This is a genomic window from Microcoleus sp. Pol12B3 (assembly GCF_036701355.1).
In the GTDB taxonomy this organism is placed as follows: domain Bacteria; phylum Cyanobacteriota; class Cyanobacteriia; order Cyanobacteriales; family Microcoleaceae; genus Microcoleus.
The window spans coordinates 67,125-83,771 of the sequence record NZ_JAUBQS010000027.1; the positions used below are offsets into that span (position 1 = coordinate 67,125).

At 44.9% G+C, this 16,647-nt stretch carries 21 protein-coding genes; 7 read left to right on the plus strand and 14 right to left on the minus strand.

The window, feature by feature from the left end:
- Positions 1–84 precede the first annotated feature (84 nt).
- Positions 85–231 (plus strand): hypothetical protein, encoded by a 147-nt coding sequence (locus QUA53_RS15710; protein ID WP_333098296.1) that lies wholly within the window; start codon positions 85–87, stop codon positions 229–231.
- Here the strand turns inward: QUA53_RS15710 and QUA53_RS15715 are convergent.
- The 5 genes from QUA53_RS15715 to QUA53_RS15735 all read right to left on the minus strand — a co-directional run bounded on the left by QUA53_RS15715 (position 226) and on the right by QUA53_RS15735 (position 4,185).
- A complete protein-coding gene (locus tag QUA53_RS15715) occupies positions 226–1,089 on the minus strand; it encodes a DUF1822 family protein (RefSeq protein WP_333098298.1) in 864 nt (287 codons plus the stop codon). The genes QUA53_RS15710 and QUA53_RS15715 overlap by 6 nt on opposite strands.
- Positions 1,089–2,063: a hypothetical protein gene (locus QUA53_RS15720; protein WP_333098300.1), complete on the minus strand. Its 975-nt coding sequence runs from the start codon at positions 2,061–2,063 to the stop codon at positions 1,089–1,091. Before QUA53_RS15720 ends, QUA53_RS15715 begins: the two co-directional genes overlap by 1 nt.
- A gap of 294 nt (positions 2,064–2,357) precedes the next feature.
- Positions 2,358–2,567, minus strand: a complete 210-nt coding sequence (locus QUA53_RS15725) for a CsbD family protein (RefSeq protein WP_333074046.1) — start codon at positions 2,565–2,567, stop codon at positions 2,358–2,360.
- A 200-nt stretch (positions 2,568–2,767) separates the two neighbouring features.
- Positions 2,768–3,595 carry a PHP domain-containing protein gene (locus QUA53_RS15730; protein ID WP_039886987.1) on the minus strand — a complete coding sequence of 276 codons (828 nt, stop codon included), beginning with the start codon at positions 3,593–3,595 and terminating at the stop codon, positions 2,768–2,770.
- Between the two features lie 308 nt (positions 3,596–3,903).
- The gene (locus tag QUA53_RS15735) at positions 3,904–4,185 is read right to left on the minus strand and encodes a hypothetical protein (protein ID WP_333098302.1); all 282 of its coding nucleotides are present in this window, start codon (positions 4,183–4,185) and stop codon (positions 3,904–3,906) included.
- 460 nt (positions 4,186–4,645) lie between these two features.
- Between QUA53_RS15735 and QUA53_RS15740 the strand changes: the two genes are divergently transcribed.
- Positions 4,646–4,972 carry a hypothetical protein gene (locus tag QUA53_RS15740; protein WP_333098304.1) on the plus strand — a complete coding sequence of 109 codons (327 nt, stop codon included), beginning with the start codon at positions 4,646–4,648 and terminating at the stop codon, positions 4,970–4,972.
- A gap of 148 nt (positions 4,973–5,120) precedes the next feature.
- Here the strand turns inward: QUA53_RS15740 and QUA53_RS15745 are convergent, their stop codons facing one another.
- Entirely contained in the window at positions 5,121–5,588 is a 468-nt protein-coding gene (locus tag QUA53_RS15745; protein WP_333098305.1) for a hypothetical protein, read from the minus strand.
- A gap of 55 nt (positions 5,589–5,643) precedes the next feature.
- On the opposite strand from QUA53_RS15745, the gene QUA53_RS15750 reads away from it, so the two are divergent.
- On the plus strand, positions 5,644–6,264 hold the full coding sequence (locus tag QUA53_RS15750) for a histidine phosphatase family protein (RefSeq protein WP_333098307.1): 621 nt from the start codon (positions 5,644–5,646) through the stop codon (positions 6,262–6,264).
- A 59-nt stretch (positions 6,265–6,323) separates the two neighbouring features.
- Positions 6,324–6,701, plus strand: a complete 378-nt coding sequence (locus tag QUA53_RS15755; protein ID WP_333098309.1) for a VOC family protein — start codon at positions 6,324–6,326, stop codon at positions 6,699–6,701.
- Positions 6,702–6,883: 182 nt separating this feature from the next.
- On the opposite strand, the gene QUA53_RS15760 is transcribed toward QUA53_RS15755, so the two are convergent.
- A complete protein-coding gene (locus QUA53_RS15760; RefSeq protein WP_445305238.1) occupies positions 6,884–7,153 on the minus strand; it encodes a hypothetical protein in 270 nt (89 codons plus the stop codon).
- A 63-nt stretch (positions 7,154–7,216) separates the two neighbouring features.
- Positions 7,217–7,888, minus strand: a complete 672-nt coding sequence (locus tag QUA53_RS15765) for a phosphoribosyltransferase family protein (protein ID WP_333098313.1) — start codon at positions 7,886–7,888, stop codon at positions 7,217–7,219.
- A 192-nt stretch (positions 7,889–8,080) separates the two neighbouring features.
- Here QUA53_RS15765 and QUA53_RS15770 point away from each other — a divergent pair, with 192 nt between their 5' ends.
- Positions 8,081–8,758, plus strand: a complete 678-nt coding sequence (locus QUA53_RS15770; protein ID WP_333098315.1) for a uracil-DNA glycosylase — start codon at positions 8,081–8,083, stop codon at positions 8,756–8,758.
- A gap of 102 nt (positions 8,759–8,860) precedes the next feature.
- Here the strand turns inward: QUA53_RS15770 and QUA53_RS15775 are convergent, their stop codons facing one another.
- Positions 8,861–9,076, minus strand: a complete 216-nt coding sequence (locus QUA53_RS15775) for a hypothetical protein (RefSeq protein ID WP_333221939.1) — start codon at positions 9,074–9,076, stop codon at positions 8,861–8,863.
- Between the two features lie 249 nt (positions 9,077–9,325).
- Between QUA53_RS15775 and QUA53_RS15780 the strand changes: the two genes are divergently transcribed.
- On the plus strand, positions 9,326–9,772 hold the full coding sequence (locus QUA53_RS15780) for a hypothetical protein (protein ID WP_333098318.1): 447 nt from the start codon (positions 9,326–9,328) through the stop codon (positions 9,770–9,772).
- Positions 9,773–10,212: 440 nt separating this feature from the next.
- On the opposite strand, the gene QUA53_RS15785 is transcribed toward QUA53_RS15780, so the two are convergent.
- From QUA53_RS15785 to tyrS, 3 genes are read right to left on the minus strand one after another with little or no spacing between them, the layout of a single operon-like run.
- Positions 10,213–10,812 (minus strand): hypothetical protein, encoded by a 600-nt coding sequence (locus tag QUA53_RS15785; protein WP_333098320.1) that lies wholly within the window; start codon positions 10,810–10,812, stop codon positions 10,213–10,215.
- A 37-nt stretch (positions 10,813–10,849) separates the two neighbouring features.
- Positions 10,850–11,557 carry an orotidine-5'-phosphate decarboxylase gene (pyrF, locus tag QUA53_RS15790; RefSeq protein WP_333098322.1) on the minus strand — a complete coding sequence of 236 codons (708 nt, stop codon included), beginning with the start codon at positions 11,555–11,557 and terminating at the stop codon, positions 10,850–10,852.
- Between the two features lie 39 nt (positions 11,558–11,596).
- A complete protein-coding gene (gene tyrS, locus QUA53_RS15795) occupies positions 11,597–12,829 on the minus strand; it encodes a tyrosine--tRNA ligase (RefSeq protein WP_333098324.1) in 1,233 nt (410 codons plus the stop codon).
- Between the two features lie 308 nt (positions 12,830–13,137).
- Between tyrS and QUA53_RS15800 the strand changes: the two genes are divergently transcribed.
- Entirely contained in the window at positions 13,138–15,057 is a 1,920-nt protein-coding gene (locus QUA53_RS15800) for a transglycosylase domain-containing protein (protein WP_333098325.1), read from the plus strand.
- Positions 15,058–15,172: 115 nt separating this feature from the next.
- Here QUA53_RS15800 and QUA53_RS15805 read toward each other — a convergent pair whose 3' ends face one another.
- Together QUA53_RS15805 and lepB are read right to left on the minus strand one after the other, a co-directional pair.
- Positions 15,173–15,496, minus strand: coding sequence for a DUF1825 family protein (locus tag QUA53_RS15805; RefSeq protein WP_015176373.1), 324 nt, complete (start codon positions 15,494–15,496; stop codon positions 15,173–15,175).
- A 203-nt stretch (positions 15,497–15,699) separates the two neighbouring features.
- Positions 15,700–16,293, minus strand: a complete 594-nt coding sequence (gene lepB, locus QUA53_RS15810) for a signal peptidase I (protein ID WP_333098326.1) — start codon at positions 16,291–16,293, stop codon at positions 15,700–15,702.
- Positions 16,294–16,647 lie beyond the last annotated feature (354 nt).

A 16,647-nucleotide genomic window follows, 5' to 3' on the forward strand; every position in this document is an offset into this window, starting at 1 on the left:
TTGTAGGGGCGGGTTCACCAACCATCTGCGGCAAAAACCAACAATCTCGAAAACCGGCCCCCACCCCATGCAAAAATCCCAACAATGAAATATTTTGACGGTATTTCGATATTTGTCGCGGGGATGGGGCGGGTTTATGAGATTGTCGATTTGTATCAAATATGGTTGGTGAACCCGCCCCTACAAGTCATGGAAATTTATCCATATTTCTGGGATATTGCCGATTTATGACAAGGCAAAATCATCACCATCTCCCCAAATCTCAGCTAACTTTTCCAATAAATCTTCAGCAATCAGATTCAGTTCCGCTTTCACATCCTCCTCAATATCTGAAGCTTTCTCAACAGGTGAAGATTGATCGCGAGAGAAAGATATATCTCTATTTCCCAAACCTCCACTACTAGAACCGCTTCCCGCTAAAGCCTTCCCTCCTTCATATCCCCAGTCAGATTTCTCACTACTGTGCAAAACTTTATTCAAAATTGCCACAATTTCAGAAATAGATTTGTTTTGCAAATTCTCCCGAACTTGTGCTTGTACGGGGTCATCTTCTCCCAAATCAGATAGCAACTCTTCAATTTCACCTTGCAACAGCGGAATCGCCAACTCAATTCGATCCAAATAATCCCACAATTCCTCAAGGGGTTTGAGATTAGTTAGAGAAATCTCTTGAATTTCATCATGAATTTCCACAGCCGGAATAAAGCCCAAAAGTTTCACCTTATCGAAAGGTTCGGCAAACTGAACGACGATATATGCAATGCGGTTTCCTCGCACTTCCGGCAGAGAAATCGCCGATTCTCCGAGCTGAACCGGACAGCATTCTATCTTGCCAATCCCCGGCAAAACCAAATCGCCGACATCCAAAACCGCCCGCATTGCTGGATTCCAACTATCACCGCCCTCAATATCAGTTTCCATTTCCATCCATTCCAAAAAATAGTTAACTGCCCAAACCGCCAGGGTATTGAAATAAACCCGCTTGCCTTTTTGCGGATTAGCTTGCTCTGAAGCAAATTGCAGAGCTAAATTGCGGGCAGTTTGCTCCAGAGGAATTTGTAACAAATAAGTATCCATGCTATTCACCATTATTCCTCCGGTTGATATCCACATTCTTTAGCAATTCTATTGCCAATCTCTTTGACGAGTTCAAAACCTGTTCTTTTCCAGTGAGAGTTGAGAGTTTGATAGTCAATATTTAACTCTCTGGCAATTACCGATAATTTATCAGGAGGGTCTTTCAGCAGCAATCGCACTGCCAGTATGTGACAATTGGCATCCGGTCGAGGGCGACGATTTTCGGGAGTGTTTGGCTGAGTCTTATCTATTTTTTCATTGGGATAACTGTTTCGCAGTTCTCCCGTCGGATCGTCTTCAATACACTGCCATAGTTTGCGGCCGATGCGCTCCTTATTTTTAACTTGTTCTTGCTCAATCAGTTGCTCAATTCCTATGACCGTAGTATCATCAGCCGCTCCTTCCGAATCAAATTCTTCACCTGTTTTGCTCTTAGTTGGAGCATCCAAACTAAAAGTAAAAGGCTGCCGCTCTAACTTGCTGTATTGGTCATATACTTTGCGTTTAACGATTGTATTGAACCGCTTAACCACTCTGGTTTGCAACGCATCATCAGCGATATTATCGAGGTCAATTTCCCGAAAAAATCTCGGCAGCGTTTTGAAAAAACCCCCATAGGCCTCATTCACTGCGCCGTCAAAATCAATATTAGGATTGGCATCGCGATTCTTGCGAATTCCGGGCAAATGAGGAATGAGTTGGCACAATTTATTTTTGAGTCTTTCTTGTTCCTTACTCGCCTCTGGCGAGTCTTTCAAGAGTTGTAGAAGTTGGCGTAACTGTTCGTCGGTGTTCACTGGCACGTTCGGATGACATCGAGATAATTCGATTATCCCAGGGAAAATAGCGCTGTAACCTGCCAACAGTAACAAAGTCAAGGAAATCGGTTTGAGTTCCCAACCCGTGGGTGGAAGCAACAAGTTGAAACTTGCCCCTACAGGAACTAAACCTGCTAAGGGTTCGACGGGGGTATCATGTCTCGTCATAGTCCAGTTTTTGCGTGTTGATACTCTGATATCGCAGGTTTTGGCGGCTTTATGCAGAATTGAGCAAAAATTTTTCGTAAAGGCAATGCGATAAGGACTGAAGTCCTTACTACGAAATTAATCCGGTGTAAAATTAACAATCGTAGGGACTTCTCCACTGCGCGTTTGAAGAGATGTCGCAGAAGTCACCCAGTTTATGCACATTCCAAAAATAAATCATATCAAACCCTATTGATACCAAAGGATTTGATATGAAGCGAATTCTATTAGCCAGGATTTGGTATAGCGCGGTTTCTACAATTTGTCGATCGACCTTTTGGCTTGATCTGCCAGATTTTTCACCGCATTTTTAGCATCTTCTGCTGCGTGGCGGGCGGAGGCTTCCGCTTGTTTGGCTTTGCCTTCAACCTGGTCTTTTCTGTTGCCCGTAATATTACCGAAAATTTCCTGAGCTTTGCCTTCTAAATTTTTGCCGATCGCCTTCGCTCTGTCTTCTGCACTCATAATAAGCTCCGTTTGGCAAGTTGCTATAGTAACATTGTAAAATTAACTCGGCTGCAATTGCCTTTAACTTCATATTAATTTATATTCTGCTTGACCTCGGTCTTCTTCTGATGATTTACTTCGTGCAAATTCCTCACTCAAAAAGTAAAGGATTCCTTTTTTTGACAACTGTATAGGTTGGCAAAATTCGTCCTAAAAAACTATTTCAAACTCGCCGCCGCAACTTTAATCGGTTCGAGCAATTCTAACGGCAAATGCAGCATATTCAATTGGGTGCTATCTGCTGCTTTCCTTTCAGGATCTGGGCCGTGATAATCGCTGCCACCAGTTGCCAGCAAACCGTAATGAAGGCACAAATCTTTCAACTTTTGGATTTGGCTAGAACTGTGGCTGGGATGGTATACTTCAACTCCCATTAAACCAGCATCTACTAATTCTTTTAAGACTTCCTCAACAGCACCGCCGCGAAATAAATAAGGGTGAGCCCAAACTGGTACTGCGCCGCAACTCTTCAGTAAATCAATGCCTTCGACGATCGAGAATTTCTCGTAATGCACATAAGCCGGGCCGTCATCTCCCAGCCAGCGATCGAATGCTTCCCGCGATGATTTGGCGTGACCGGCTTTGACAAGTGCAGAGGCAATATGAGGCCTTCCCGGTGCCATTCCTGGGGATGTTTTTGGCAGTTCGATCGCGTATCCCATTGCTGCTAATTTTTCGACCATTTCCTGCGATCGGCGAAACCGTCCTTCCAGGCGATCGTTCAAAGGAACGCGCAACTTATTTGCATCGGGATAAAAACCTAAAATGTGCAGCGAGCGGCCGTTGTGAACGGTGCTGAGTTCGAGTCCGGGGACTATTTCGATACCGTGCAAAGCAGCGGCGGCGAAGGCTTCATCCCAACCCGACATCGTATCGTGATCGGTAACAGCCAAGGCGCGAACCCCCGAAGACGCGGCGGCGGCTACGAGTTCGGCAGGGGTGAGAGTGCCGTCGGAATAAGTAGTGTGACAGTGGAGTTCTAGCATTTTTTTCGGTAAGTTAAAGTCGGCGCAACCTGCAATTATTCCCCTCACTCACGCGAGATATATCGTCATACTATTTTAGATTTTAGATTTTAGATTTGGAATGAGTGATGATATAAGGGTTGGGAGTTTGTCTACTGTTGCCTTTTTTTTCGTAACAGGTTTCACGGTTCGCAACATTTTTTTATTTTTATCGTTATTTGTAATAACTTGTTGCGCCTTTAATTGGTACATTTATGTTTATTCAAACTCGGCATGACATGGGTATTCAGCCCGCCTTTTCTGTTGAATTTGGATGCAGAACAGCTTAGCTATGTCTTGATTTCTCGCATTGGGTGAAGGACACCCTCTGGCAATTTGGAAGGTATCGGCGATATTTCAATACTTTGTATGTTGTGAACTGGTATAACTACCAGTTTATCTGCCAATTCGAGAATTATCGGGTCTGCCGTCAACATTTTGTGCAGGCGAGTGCCTAAAGTTGCTTGCTCTCCTACTGTTCCCTCTGGCGCAATGAACTGGAAGTGTTGCTGTTTGCCGTTGGTATAGTGGATTATCAGATCGATTATTCTTTCTTGGTTGGTGGCTTCCATAATTTTTTTACCCTAAAAGTAGATCGGGACTTCGCAAAATTAACAATAAATCAAAACTGGCGATCGCACCACCGTTAGAAAGCTTTTGAGCAAACCGGGCTGTCAGTATGAAAGTCCGGTTGCTACTAATTTTATCACAAAAACTGTACTGAAACTCGCCAACTTACCAAGTATACAATTGGCAGTCGCACTGTCTTCGCTCCTCAATGCGCGAACTCCTTCGCCAGCAATATTTTGTCCATCGGGCTTTCTTCTATGCCAGTTGCCAAAGTGGCTCAATTTAGCCTCTGTAGCGACTTGACTCAAAGCGGTCTCAAGTCATACAGCAGTGGCATTTGAGCGCTTTGGGTGTCAAGGTTTTTCGACGTGGGAACTGTGGAGGTTAGGATAGTGGCATTCTGCTTTCACTGCCGTAGAGGATTTTTTTATAAATTAATAACATAACATTCAGGTACAGATTATGAAATCCACACTTTGTTTCCCCGAAACTTCTCTTCATTCTAGCGCAGCCACTGTTAATAATAATGCTATTGACTCTTGTATCCTTGCAGCTTGGATTGACTTAGTAGGAGGAGATTTTGAGAGCTTGGGAGGAGATGATTGGCTTCCCTTGTGCGGCGACATTGATGACGGTGAAATTTACCGGGAATGGTTTTTTTGGCAAGACAGCGAAGTGACTCAAGAGTGGGAAGCTTACGATCCAATTACTAATTATCGAGTTGTGGCATCTAGCCGAGAAATGCTGATTTCTCAAATCGACCACATAGAAGATGCCCGAAAAATTTAGTTTATCGGGAGAAGCTTAAATCTTGATTTTCACCTTTAATAAAAATTCTGTAAACCCGCCCGATTTCTCCCAACCACATTAAAGAAACCGGGTTTTTCAGACGAAAAGTCTAAGTGTGGGTTGAGCTCCACGGGCCGAACCTAATAATTTATGTCGCTACTGCTTTTTGTTTTTCTCGTTCTAACTTGCGCTGCTTCAAGGCTGCCAGATTTTGTTTAATCGTGTCGATCGCAAATCCAGCCCCCTGCTGTTGGTATAATTCGCTGGCACGGATCAAATCTGCAACAGCCTCATCGTCCGATCGCAAATTTGCAAAAGCTAAGCCGCGATTGTGGTAAGCTTCGGCCAAAGTTGAAGCTTGTTCTACAGCGCTGGTAAATTTATCTTTGGCTTTGCGGTAATTTCCTGACTGATAAGCTTCAATTCCTTGTTGGAAATAAACAGAAGCTTTACTGCCACCGTCGGTATCTGGAAATTCTGGGTAAGTTAAAATTGGTTCTTTAAAGAGTACAGAAATGCTGCCATTGCCGAAGTAAGCCCAAGTCATTGTTCCAAACCCAATCCCTAGCACGAGGGCAATAATGACAGACAGAGCAATAAAATTGGTGAGTTCCATAGAGCAATATTTGTTGTATTATAATATGATAAGTTAATTCCTAACTTCTGTACCAATGGCTGCGCGAATTGACCTCAACGGGAAATGGTTTTTCGGATCGCTAGCTTTAGTATTGTCGATCGGCTTAATTACTGCAACTGCCAGTTCTGAGGCAGCAACCAACGCGCAAACTCAAGCAGGGTGGCAATTGTTGCAGCGGGATGAGACGGGGTTGGTGGTAGCAATGCGACACGCGATCGCCCCAGGCACCGGCGATCCTGCTAACTTTAAGTTGGGTGATTGTTCCACGCAGCGCAATTTATCAGCACAGGGAAGAACCCAAGCCAAGCAAATTGGAGCCCAATTTCGCCACCGCAACATCAAAGTTGCGAGAGTTTTATCGAGTCAGTGGTGTAGGTGTTTGGAAACAGCAAAACTGATAAATTTAGGCAAAGTCGAACCGTTCCCAGCGCTGAACTCGTTCTTTAGCGACAGCAGCAAAGAAGCCAGACAAACAGATCCAATCCGCCAGTTAATTGTTGACAACCGCCACACTAAAGGCGCGGTTATTATGGTAACTCATCAAGTAAATATTACCGCCATTACTAATATTGTACCGCAAAGCGGCGAAGCTGTGATTCTCAAAAGCGATCGACAAGGTAAAATTCAAATACTCGGACGAATTGGAGGATTTTAAATAGAGAGAAAGTTATAATATTACCAATTCCCATTACTAATTCCCCATTACCAATTTATATGAGTTTCCAATACAGCGCCGCCCTAGTGACTTTAGCCGACATTGATAAGGAAGTTCTCGTTAAATTTTACACAAAATTTCTCGACATAGAACCAAACCCTTACATTGCGAATACTTATGCTGAATTTCAACTCCCAGGCTTAAGGCTCGGCATCTTCAAACCAAAAGATTCCCACAAATCGGAATTTGCCAATCGAGCAAAAACAGGCATGAGTTTGTGTTTGGAAGTCAGCGATCTCGAAACTGCGATCGCCCGAATTTGGGCTTTAGGCTATCCGCCCAACGGAGAAATTATCAAAGCTTCTCACGGTCTAGAAATCTATGCCTTCGATCCGGCAGGCAACCGCATAATTTTACATCAATCCATGAGAATGTAGCATGAGGGCTAATTATTGGTGAACTCTCGATCTTCGCTTCTCTTCCTTCGCATCTCCGCGGTTCGTTCAAAAAAACATCTAATTCACAAGCCGCTGAGGATTGCTATATAAGTTATGCAATTGCTTCACCACCTTCGCAATTACATTATAAAATTGACCTCTACAACTCAAAACTGCCTTAACTACTTAATTAGTTCAGCAAAACTATAAAAACTGATAATTAATAACAGCAATGCTGTCAGGTGAGTTAGCTGAAATTGAGGCCGCGGGCCGATCGATTCCCGCACCAAAATAGAAAAAGACGAACCAATTATATAACTCAGAGACAGAGTTAAATACTGCCACTGCAATGTTACACTCCACAGCCCAAGCAAAATCATAGCCAAAGTCAACATCACCAACTCAACAAAGCGAGGCGGATTGTGCTGAGTAGACAGAATCAAAGTGTCCAACCAATATTGCCAAGGTCTCATGTATTAGCGATCGAGCTTTTAGATTTAGCCTTCTAGCTTAACCTACGATCGCCATTCAGTTTGTTGCTGCAAACACCTTAAAGCCTCCGCCGTCTCAACCTGCGGAAATTGCCCGTAAAAGCGACTGACACTGTAAAAAGGGTGAGGAGTCTCCAGAACAATCAACTTCTCGCCCATCTGGGCCAAAAATCCCATCAAATCTGCCGGTGCGACAGGCGCGCAAATCCACAAAGCCGCCGGTTGCTGCGACTCCACAGCCTTAGCCGCCACAGCCATCGTCATCCCCGTAGCAATGCCGTCATCTACCAAAATCGCCAAAGCCCCAGTCGCGCTGATATTTGGGCGTCCAGGAGACAAATCTGCCAGCAGAGATTGAGCATTATTTTGAGCCCGGGGCAGGGCTGATTTTTGCAAGCGTAAATTGTGCTGCTTTTGCTTTTCCCAGAGGACGTGACCGTCAGCAGTTGCAGCCCCGATCGCCAATTCTAAATTATCTGGGCGAGTAATTTTCTTGGCGACAACCACATCCAAAGGACAGCCCAACCGACGCGCAATCGGCACAGCAACGGGCAAACCCCCGCGCGGCAAGGCGTAAACAATCGGTTTCACCGCCTTCTGTGTCGTTAAACTCAACTTGCCGAACTCGTCCACAACTGCCTCGGCCAGTTTTTCACCTGCATCGGCGCGATCGTCAAAAAACGGGTTAGAGAACATATTTTTGCCTGTACGAGCTCAACCAAACAATTGGAGATTGTGCCAGTGTTAATTAAATATTGTGCGTGAAGCGCAGCTATCCCGTAGGGAATCGACAGCATCGCACACAAGCTTCTAGCCAATCTCAAATCACCAAACCCGATCTAAACTATAAACTCTAGACTCCAAAATCTCTCCCTAATTGTAAAATTTATGTCCAGCGACTTGCAACTGAGCCTTTTTGACAACAATCAAAGTGCCACTTTCCAAACAGACTCAATACCAGCAAATGCCAAAATTCCCATTCCTCCCGGCACTTATCAAAATATGGAACAAATCGGCGAGCACTGCAACCGCTGCTACCGCTGCGAATTGGGCAACAGCCGCACTCACGCCGTCATCGGGCGCGGCAATCCTCAAGCCTCAATTTTGATTGTGGGAGAAGCGCCCGGACAAAACGAAGACGAAACCGGATTGCCCTTCGTCGGGCGATCGGGCAAACTGTTAGATAAGATTTTAGAATCCGTGGGATTGAGTGCAGAAACCGACGTATTCATTGCCAACGTCATCAAATGTCGCCCTCCCAACAACCGCCCTCCCACAGCAAAAGAAATCGAAGCTTGCAAACCATACTTGCTCGAACAAATTCGCATCTTAGACCCCAAAATTATTTTATTAACCGGTGCAACAGCCCTCAAAGGTTTGTTAAGCGACAAGCGACCAATTAGTAAAATCCGAGGTCAATGGATTGAATGGGAAAATCGTTTGTGTATGCCTATTTTTCACCCATCGTACTTGTTGCGAAATCCCTCCCGTGAACCGGAAACTCCGAAATGGTTTATGTGGCAAGATATGCAAGCTATCAAGGCGAAATTGGATGAATTAAAATAGCGATTATAATAACTTTTTGTTTTTGCGTTGTATGGGCGGGTTTCACAAACAATAATTGTCTAAAACAGATAATATCGTAAACCCGCCCCTCCGGTAAATCGCTTAACCAAAAATTTGTGGATTTTCTGATACCTCTGTCAGGAACAGGCATCTTGCCTGTTCCACAATAAAATTATTTTCTGTCAGGAACAGGCAAGATGCCTGTTCCACAATAAAAATTATTTCATGTGGGGAGTAGGGGTTGGGCGTCTCGCCCGCCCGCAAGATGGGGAGCGTGTCATTTTTGCGATGAGTATAAATACTGGTTAACCCCACCATGACTTTTTTTGCCGATCATCAGTATCAATAGTCGCAACAGTTTTTATATAGCCCAATGGCTTATGCTCGCTTGATTTTGAGCCACTATGGATAATTAAATCAATGTCAGATCCACGCCTGACTTACATTTAATTCGACTTTTTTATGATCCTTGCCCCGCGTAAGCTTGTAGTATCGTTCCAAAAACTGTCCGGAGTATTGCAGTATAATAGGGAATAATTATCATCTCTTCCCACTTGATATATAATCATGAACAACTTTATTGAAGCTATTGGTGGACTAATAGGAATCCTAGCTTTTGTGAAAGGCATTATTGAGTTCGTAGAACTCAATAGGATAAGTAGATATGAGAAGTTTCATGAGATGAGCAAAAGATTCGATGAGAACGAGTCAATCCAGAAAGTCTGTGAGCTTTTGCATGATAGCTCTAGCAGCATATCAGTCACAAAACAGGAAAAAGAGGTATTTATCTGCTTTTTGGAAGAGATTTACTTTATGATTATGTCTGGTATAATGAAAAAGGAAATTGCACTGTACACATTTGGCTATTATGCAAGAGAAGCAATGCACAGCCAAAGATTTTGGCACGATCTTGATAGGGGAGAAGAGTATTACACAGTATTCCATAAATTCTGTCGAATGGTCTCTATCTTTGAGCCAAGCAAACTCGGAGTCAAGGAAACGCTGAAATACTGAGCACCATGAAGATAAATTCTTAGGTCACAATGTACTTTTGACGGGTTATCCTTTGATTTAGAATTGAGTATTTCCTAATTTAGAAGGTCAAACATCTTCGGAATTTCCAACTTATCTATTTCCACCTCATGATTTATTAACAGCGGACATTATACTAGATATTATAAAAAAGGTGTTATTAAAAAAAGAGGTAAAAGTAATGACACAGGTATAAGTCCTACAACCATCGGCACTCCAACCCAAGGGTTAGAACTAACAAAAGACATGAAGCCACTCCAATCCAGACTGTTAATTAGACCCCAACCAACAACCAACCGCAAGATGCCTGTTCCACAATAAAATTATTTTCTGTCAGGAACAGGCAAGATGCCTGTTCCACAATAAAAATTATTTCATGTGGGGAGTAGGGGTTGGGCGTCTCGCCCGCCCAAAAATACAATTTAGTTGCGGGACAACTTATTTTTTGCCTGACAATCTCGCAACCACAAACGGATAGCCTCAGCAATTGCGCTTTTCTCGCTATCTTGCTCAAATAAAGGACGAATATCCGCCCCATTACCAAACCGAGAAACAATTTTTGCCAACTCCCAGCCGTTCTCCGTTTGATTTAAAAACAGCCAATGATATTGCTCAATTTCAACTCGTTGTCCCCCCCGATACTGCCGTTCCAAAGTAGTAATGAAAACTTGACTGGCATTTTCAGGAAGTGCATCTTCAAAATTTAAAGGTAGCGGTTCAAACTCCGGCCGGCCGGCTAAAATTATTTGAGGCAGCGCGTAACCGGACGGTGTGTTTTTGTTAGGAGAAAAGTGCGATCGCACAATTACGCGATTAGCATAACTAGGCAAATCTTGCAACAGGCGATCGACCAAAGTTTCTAAATCAGCGGCACAGGGCGATCGCACTAACAAACCATACCGACTGGCATTGATACTGTTAGTATGATTTGTCATAAAATCAACTGCAAAAGTCGGAGTTGCAACCGCAGATATCAGCAGATAAACACAGATAAACGCAGATAAAATTTTATTGGCGTTCATCGGCTTTTATCGGCTGTAAAAAACAACATTTCTATTGTTACTCCAACTCTTCACAAATACGGGTAAAAGCCGCCACTGGATCGGGCGCAGCAGTAATTGGCCGCCCAATCACCAGATAATCCGCACCAGCTTTCAAAGCAGCCTTTGGAGTCATCGATCGTTTTTGATCCCCTCCATCGGCCCATTTCGGACGCACACCGGGACAAACTAACAGAAAATCATCCCCGCAACTCATTCTTAACTGTTCCACTTCTTGCGGAGAACAAACAGCCCCAGCTAAACCCGTTTCCTTAGCCAACAATGCCATATGCAAAGCATATTCCGGCAACTCCAAAGGTATTTTCAACTCAAAAGCCAACTGTCGCGAATTCAAACTCGTCAACAGAGTAATTGCAATCAACTTAGGACTGGGTTTATCCACAGCCGCCCCTTCAGTCAAAGCCAACTGTGCCGCTTTCAAAGCATCTTTACCACAAGTAGAATGGATAGTCAATAAATCCACATTATACTTAGCAGCAGCCCGACAAGCACCAGCTACAGTATTCGGGATATCGTGAAACTTCAAATCGAGAAAAATCCGCTTTTCCCGCTGTTTTAAAATTTCCAAAATCCCCGGACCGGAACTCACAAACAGTTCCAAACCCACTTTCCAGAAAGATACTTGCGGCAGTTTGTCGAGGAGTGCGATCGCCTCTTCTTGACTCGAAACATCCAAAGCAACAATAATTCGATTATCAGCGTTCATCAGGATTCATCAGCCTTCATCTGCGGTAAAAAAATAGATTCAAGACACCAATCGCACAAACTTATTCTTCCCAACCTGCAAAACCTTACCGCATAAATCAGCCGGTGATTCAAAAGTAAGATTAACATCAGAAACTCGATCGCCCTCCAACTTCACCCCACCGCCCTGCATCAACTTCCGCGCATCACCGCTGCTTTTACAAAGCCCGCTAGCACTCAGAATATAAAACAACTTAGCCGGAAACTGCACACTTGCCAAGGAAAACTCGGGCACTGCATCAGCTTGTCCCGCCGCACCTTTAACCAGTGCCATTGCATCTTGTTGTGCGCGATCCGCTGCTTCCGAACCGCGATATTGGCGCACCACATCCACAGCCAAAAGTTTCTGTTTTTCTCGCGGATTTTCTGGCAATTCATTAAGTGGCAAATCTGTCAACAGTTCAAAATATTGGGCGATCGAACTATCAGCAATTTTCTCCAACTTAGAATACATAGTCAGCGGGTCTTCCGACAAACCTACATAATTGCCCAAAGATTTCGACATCTTTTGTACGCCGTCAGTGCCGATCAAAATCGGCATCAGCAAACCAAACTGCGGTTTCATCCCAAAATGCCGCTGCAAATCTCTCCCCACCGCAATATTAAACTTTTGGTCGGTTCCCCCCAACTCAACATCAGCTTCCAAAGCCACCGAATCGTAACCCTGCATTAGCGGATACAGAAACTCATGCAGATAAATCGCGTTTTCCTGCTGCATCCGATTATCAAATCCCTCTTTAGCAAGCATTTGCTGCACCGTCATCGTCCTCAGCAGTTCCAAAATCTTCGCCAAATCCAATTTCGACAACCACTCGGAGTTGTAGCGAATTTCCAAACGTCCGGGTGTGTCAAAATCTAGAATCGGACGCACTTGGTCTAAATAAGTCTTGGCATTTTCCGCCACTTGTTCGGCTGTCAACTGGCTGCGCATCTCTGATTTCCCTGTCGGATCGCCAATTCTTGCGGTAAAATCTCCGATGACCAGTACCGCTGTGTGACCGGCATCTTGAAAAGCCCGCAGCTTGCGGACGCAAATGCTGTGTCCCAGGTGAATGTCACTCCCTGTCGGGTCAATTCCCAGTTTGACGCGCAACGGTCGATCGACTTTTGCCAGCAGTTGGGCTAAATTTTCGTCAGGGTTGCTAGAATCAGGTCGATCTGGAAAAATCTCGCTGACGCCGCGGTAAAGCGCTGAAAGGTTAGGAGTTATCATCGGGAAGCGATCGTTCATCATAGTTTTGCCAAAGTGCAGCAGAATTAGTTACACTCACTGGTTGACGCATAAAAACATAACTATCAAGCTACTATAATCCCAAAGCTGACCGGCTTTCATTAGCTGACCCCGCCCAAAAACGGATACCAGCCCCCGACAACAGTCGTGGAGATCCCCAAATTTTAGACTCTTGTTCAAACCCCCAGATTCATCTGTGGAATAAATCTAAAATTTAAAATCTAAAATCTAAAATCGACTGACAGTCTTTCGGGTTCGCATCTAAAATTAAAAGTCTTAAACCCCAAATCGAGTGAGGAAGTGAAATCCACGTGTCAACCAACGCAGTCCGCAATAACACGGAAAACTCAGCCCCCGTATTTGAGTTTGTTCAGTCAGTCAGTAAAGTGACCGCCGGAACCATACTCAGCATGACAATGCTTGCCAGTTCCGTAGTCGCTGGCGGACTGGTTGGCTTAGCGATCAGCTTCCGCAATTTGCCAGATGTTCGCATCTTGCAAACCTACTCTCCCACAGAAACTACCCACATTTACGACATCAACGGCAAGCCGCTAGCCAGCATCCACGACGAAGCCAACCGGGATGTCGTACCCCTCGACCAAATCTCCCCGAACCTGAAACGAGCTGTTCTGGCGATCGAAGATAGCAACTTTTTCACCCACAAAGGCATCAACCCTGGCGGGATAGCCCGAGCTCTTCTAGTCAACCTAGAGAAAGGTAGAACCGTGGAAGGGGGCTCGACTATGACTATGCAGCTAGTCAAGAACCTGTTTCTTTCTCCCCAGTCAAAATTTAGTCGCAAGGTAGCTGAAGCGGTAATGTCTATCCGCTTGGAGCAAATTCTCAACAAAGACCAAATTCTGCAACTATACCTGAATCAAATCTACTTAGGTCACAACTTGTATGGCGTAGAGACAGCCTCTCGAAGCTATTTCAACAAGTCAGCAAGTAATTTGACTCTTTCAGAAGCAGCCATGCTGGCCGGCTTAATCTCTGCCCCCGAAGAATACAGTCCTTTCGTCAATTACAAGTTGGCAAAAGAGCGGCAAACAATCGTTTTAGGCCGCATGAAGGATCTTAAATGGATTACGCCCGCCCAAGAGATTGCTGCCCGCCAGGAAAAAATTAAGCTAGGCAAAATTACCTCTTTTGGCGGCTCTCAAGTTCCTTACGTAACACAAGCCGTAGTCCAAGAACTGACAAGGCGTTTCGGGCGAGATGCCGTGGTTAAGGGAGGAATGCGCGTTCAAACCACGATCGACCTCAAAATGCAGCGCATAGCCGAAGAAACCGTCAAAGCCTGGCACAATCGGCTTTACTACCAAGGGCTGTTTTACGATCGCGAGGAAGGTCAAATTGCCCTAGCCGCCGTCGATCCCCGCACCCACTTCGTCAAAGCAATGGTGGGCGGCGTCGATTACGAAAAGAGTCAGTTCAACCGCGCCATTCAAGCACGCCGCCAGCCAGGATCTTCTTTTAAGCCTTTTGTCTACTACGCTGCCTTTGCTAGCGGCAAATACGGCCCGGATTCAGTTGTGTACGACTCCCCTGTCGGCTACCGCGACGGCGACGGCTACTACTACCCTCAAAACTACGGCGGCGGCTTCTCCGGTGCAGTCAGCATCCGCAGAGCTTTGGAAGTCTCTCTCAACATTCCCGCCGTCAAGCTTGGCCAAGAAGTTGGATTGAATAAAGTGATTGAGATTTGCCGCGTACTCGGCATCAGAAGTCCGATGGAACCGGTGATTTCTTTGCCATTGGGTGCCGTTGACTTGACTCCTTTAGAAATGGCTGGAGCTTTTGCTACCTTCGCCAACAACGGCTGGCATTCTGACACCACGTTTATCGTGCAAGTCACTGACAGCAGCGGCAACGTCTTGCTCGACAATACGCCCAAACCCAAATTAGTTCTCAATTCCTGGGCGGCGGCATCTGTCAACAGCGCCCTGCAAGGGGTAATTAACAACGGAACGGCAAGGGCTGCTCAACTTGGGCGACCGGCTGCTGGGAAAACTGGTACAACTTCCTCAGAACGGGATATCTGGTTTGTAGGTTACGTGCCGCAGTTGTCGGTGGCTGTTTGGATGGGCAACGACAATTACAGACCGATGAGCTACGGTGCTACTGGCGGTACTATTGTCGCCCCTGTTTGGCGTGATTTTATGAGCCAAGCTTTGGAAGGCGTTCCCGCAGAAAGTTTCAAACCTGCTTCATCTTTTGAACGGCCTTAATTATCAGTCATTAGTCATTGGGCATTAGGCACTGGGCATATTGGGCATTAGGCACTGGGCATTGGGCATTGGGAATACTTTCTTTTTCTTCCTTCTTCCTTCTTCCTTCTGCTCACTATGATTGTTTTTCCAGCTCAGATTTCATCCGCTCCAGCGTTGAGTTCATTTGCTCAAACATCTGCTGGGGCGTGATACCAAATTGATTGAGCTGTGTTTTTAACTGCTCTACAGTCATCTGAGCCATGAAGTCCTCAGAAAGCTCAAAGCGCTTCATAAAAATACGGTAGCGCTCCATCATCGATTCCATCTGAGCGATGAACATTTTCTTGCCTTCGCGATCGAATTTGCCGTAACTGCCACCTAGTTTGATGAGAGATTGATAGTCTTCAAACAATAGCTTGGCTTCTTGCTGAACAATTTCTGAATCAAAAAATCCCATAGCTTCCCTAAATTTTTAATATTCAACTAATTTTGATCGAGGTGAGAAATCCCTCTGCTTTTTCTACCATTTTATCAGTTGCCGGAGGAAGTCCCTACCCCTTAAGGCACAAGAATAAGTAGAAATTTCCGTACAGCATAAGGGATGGGCATTGGGCATTGGGCATTGGGCTGGCGATGACAACGGTCAACTGTCAACTGACTTCAAACTTGACCGATGCGTTCTAGAGGCCAAAATCGCACGACAGCGCGGCCGATGATGTTCTGCTTAGGTAAAAATCCCCACCTGCTGGAGTCGTTGCTGTTGTTGCGGTTGTCTCCCATCACAAAGTATTCATTTTCTGGGACGCGATAAGGCCCCCACTGGTATTTAGGAGGTTCGGCAATATATTTTTCGTCGAGGGGTTTATCGTTGAGATAAACTAAACCTTTTTTAACGGCGACGGTTTGACCCGGTAAGCCAATTATCCGCTTGATGAATGCTTGGTCTTGGGTAAAGCCTTGTTCTTGCAACTTTTCGGGAGGGGCAAATACTACGATGTCGCCAGTTTTTGGAGGTTCGAGGTAGTAGGAGATTTTTTCGACTACGACCCGATCGCCCACGTGCAAAGTGGGTACCATAGAATCTGAGGGTATGTAGCGCGGTTCGGCGACCAAGGCTCGAATCACTATTGCTAAACTCAAAGCAATAATCACTATCTGAAGATTTTCTCGCTGCGACTTCCACGCTTTCTGCCACCAGCTTTCAGGCGGATTTTCTGCTACTTGTGTACCCAACTTGTTTTTTTCAGATGTCATGAAATTCCTCGCTAAATAGTTGCCACTAATTATCTAATTAAGCTCGCTCAGCATTTAAATTGCATCTCCAGAAATAATCAAACCATGAGCTGGCTGGACACGCGAACCAGCCCAAAACATACAATTTAAAGGCAGTACAGCTTACCCTTGAAGTCTGTCACTGTTAATTACTAGACGTGCAGTGCAGGCAGTCGCAAACAATATTGAAAAGCATCTGCGTTGTATCTGCGTTGCATCTGTGGTTTCCCTATCAATCAAAGATTTATGCCATAACTCTCCTCTTGGTATTAACTCATAAAAAAGGCAGAGAATTTAAATTCTCTACCTTTTTTATGTGAGGATTTTGAGTTGTTT